The organism is Deinococcus humi, assembly GCF_014201875.1.
In the GTDB taxonomy this organism is placed as follows: Bacteria; Deinococcota; Deinococci; order Deinococcales; family Deinococcaceae; genus Deinococcus; species Deinococcus humi.
Map to the genome: position 1 here is coordinate 1 of NZ_JACHFL010000052.1, position 2869 is coordinate 2869.

A 2869-nucleotide genomic window follows, 5' to 3' on the forward strand; every position below is an offset into this window, starting at 1 on the left:
CCGACGTTCTTCCAGCTGAGCACGGGAGTATTTGGAAGGATGCCATTCGACCACACCTTCAGCTTACCAGCCCACACTTACGCCGTGATCAATAATCTTGCTGTGCGCTCATGCTGGCCTCCGGATTAGTGAAGCGCTGGCGTTGACGGGCAAGGACATCAGCCTAGAGGGGCGCGCCCTCACGGTTCGACACGGCAAAGGAGGAAAGCAGCGGCGTGTGGTGATAGGGGAGACGCTCATTCGTACCTTGGGGCGCCTTCCCGAACAGCAAGACCCATTGATCGGTGGCAGTTACCTAGCCGCTATTGAACGTCTGCGTCGCCTCTGCCTCCGAGCGGGCGTGGCGTACCGCGGCTATCACGCCCTAAGGCATTACGCCGGCACCCGCCTGACCCAAGAGGGCGCGTCCCTTGACGATGTGGCCCGGCACCTGGGGCACTCCGTTCTGGAAACAGCCCGGATCTACGCCAAATGGAGTGATGAAAGCCTCCGCAGGCGAGTCGGCCGATGGTAGGACCCTACCTGTATGCGGTCAATTCTGTAAAAGCAAAACAGGTCGCGCCGTGTCAACTTCCGACGTGTTTTGGAATATGACGGGGAAAGTAGGGCGGCCCTTGGGTTGCCTTCTTCACTTAAGCATAGGCAACGAGATGGGTCGATGACGAGTGAAGGAGTGGCCTGTTGTCAATTTCTGCTCCTAGCGGCATGTGCAGCACAGCAACCTGGAAACGTCCCGCAATCTGCGCCGAATGGGACACGGACGAGGTGCAGGACGGGCTGGCCGGGTGGGAGCCTTAGTTACTGGGGGTGGGGTCTGGAATAACGTGCACTCTATTCTCGTTGTCGTGTTTGCCGTGCGCGAGTTCCTCGAGGGCTTCCGCGTATTCGAGGAGGAACTTATTCACCTTCCGAAGATCGGCCACCAGTTCGTCGTAATCGGGGAATTTCTTCTGGATCTCCTGAATCGAGATATAGTCCTGTCCCTCGTGCTTCTTCAGCTCGTGGTCCAGCCAACGGCGGAAGCGGGCCTGCCACTTCGTCAGGTGTGGACGCAAGCCACGGTTCAGGGTCTCCATCATCAGGCGCACCAGCTTGCGCATCTCGGAATCAGTGCGGATTTTCTCGGCGGGAATTTCTTTCACCAGCAGCCGCACTTCCGTGAACAGCGCGTACCATGAGTCGTACACCTCGATGATGACGTCATTATCCTCTTCGAACTGGATGGCCGCCTTGCGGGAGGCCAGTTCAGTCCAGGTCTTGTGTGCGATGCGAGCGACGTCGACATTCGGCTTGATCGTGACGGTCTGCCCGAAGGCGCTGATGGTCTGCTGGGTGATATCCCACCGTGCCCGTCGGGCCCACATGAGGTAGCCCAGAATAACCACTAGGACCACCAGCGCTGGGATCCAACCGATGGAAAAACCAAGGCCAAAGCCTTTGCTATCGAGGACGAAACCGTTCACCAGCCCCGCCGCGAGCTGTTTCGCTGCATGTGAGGGCGAGTATTCCGCTTTGCGGCAAAACTCTTCCGGTTAATTGCCTGTTCGACTGCAGCGCGCATGAAGACGTGATCAGGCGTCCACAGGACGGTGTGGGCATATCCCGAGTCGACATTATCTTGTAGGCGTTGAGGCAAGCGGTAGCCCGACTGGTTAGTGGCGAAGTTGTAGGTCGATTCGCACGTTGGAAGTATGAGAGCTAACAGGGCGTGATTATAAAGCAAAGTGTCGCTGATCTCCCAGTCGATATATTTGCGGAAAGGTGTTTCATAACCGCACAACACTATTGTAACCGAGGAGCCGTGAATGTACCGCTCCCTCACCGTTCGGTCGATGTACGTTGGATCTTCACTGTCTAGAGAGTTTTGAAGTGATCGATCAGTGAAGATCTGAGTAAAGTCATTACAAAATATATTTCGAAAGCTATCGCAGTAACCTTGATCGTTGCCGTGATGATAGCTAATAAAGACACTTCTGGGCATGACTACCTCGACTCGTAAAATGGAATTGGCGAGCGTTCTTTGATTGGAATGCTGGGAATGCTGACTCTTGTGGCATCCATAGAATAAGATTTCGTCATAAAGGTGGTAAAGTGCATCTTTACCCATTCGACAAAACTTTGATCCGCTTTAATTTGAGTTGCTATTTGAAGGTAAGAGGGCAGCGAGGTAACGTTATTTCTGGGAATGTATGCCACAGCTGCCCCCTTTCTTCTTGCTGATCCAATCTCAAAAGACACCCACCAGGATTCCTTAGTGCTCTCGCTGATCATCACCAAGATGTGTGTTGAATTTGAAATGCCCTCCTCAATTCTACTGACCACTTCGGCATGATTTCCAGTTCGGCTTGCAATAGTTAGTAAGGGGTCGTTCTCGTCAAGCCAGACATCAATTTCGTGGTCCTGCAAAGCGCGAGCCGCTGCTCGTGCCATGTCAATATCCGCCCCCTTATAGGAGATGAAGACGCAGGCACGGTTGCGGTCATAGGGGTCAGTCGAGTGGTAAGACTTGGCCACTCGATCCGTCCTCTCTTGCAGAACTGCACGATTGATTCCGGGCACAGCATACTTTACCGCAGTCGAAATCCAGGTGTAGGAGAAAATGACATCCAAAGAGCAGGCAGGGTGGTTGTGCTCCCTTAGCTGAGATCTGGTAGGCGGAGGGCAGGCGTGGTCTGAGGATCAGATCACGCCTGCCGCGACGGTGGACCAGGTTTGGAACGCTTTTTGCTGATTGCTTCTTCTGGTCGTGGCGGAAACGCTGGTGCGGGTGTGACGGTGGAGGTTCTCGATCCGGGCATGCAAGTTCAGAAATTCCTGTGCGCGTTTCCGCCGCTTGAATCCCTGTTGTTGTCGCTCCTGACGTCGTGTG

4 protein-coding genes and 1 pseudogene are annotated in these 2869 nt (G+C 54.5%); 1 reads left to right on the forward strand and 4 read right to left on the reverse strand.

Annotated features, from left to right (window positions below):
- Positions 1–97: 97 nt before the first annotated feature.
- Entirely contained in the window at positions 98–514 is a 417-nt protein-coding gene (locus HNQ08_RS26980; RefSeq protein WP_268240045.1) for a tyrosine-type recombinase/integrase, read from the forward strand.
- Between the two features lie 280 nt (positions 515–794).
- On the opposite strand, the gene HNQ08_RS26985 is transcribed toward HNQ08_RS26980, so the two are convergent.
- The 4 genes and pseudogenes from HNQ08_RS26985 to HNQ08_RS27000 all read right to left on the reverse strand — a co-directional run.
- On the reverse strand, positions 795–1463 hold the full coding sequence (locus HNQ08_RS26985; RefSeq protein ID WP_184138549.1) for a hypothetical protein: 669 nt from the start codon (positions 1461–1463) through the stop codon (positions 795–797).
- Entirely contained in the window at positions 1460–1981 is a 522-nt protein-coding gene (locus HNQ08_RS28410) for a TIR domain-containing protein (RefSeq protein WP_184138551.1), read from the reverse strand. The genes HNQ08_RS26985 and HNQ08_RS28410 overlap by 4 nt, the downstream gene beginning before the upstream one ends.
- 2 nt (positions 1982–1983) lie before the next feature.
- The gene (locus tag HNQ08_RS26995) at positions 1984–2514 is read right to left on the reverse strand and encodes a TIR domain-containing protein (RefSeq protein WP_184138553.1); all 531 of its coding nucleotides are present in this window, start codon (positions 2512–2514) and stop codon (positions 1984–1986) included.
- Positions 2515–2679: 165 nt separating this feature from the next.
- Positions 2680–2869, reverse strand: a pseudogene (locus HNQ08_RS27000) (IS6 family transposase); the annotation flags it as partial.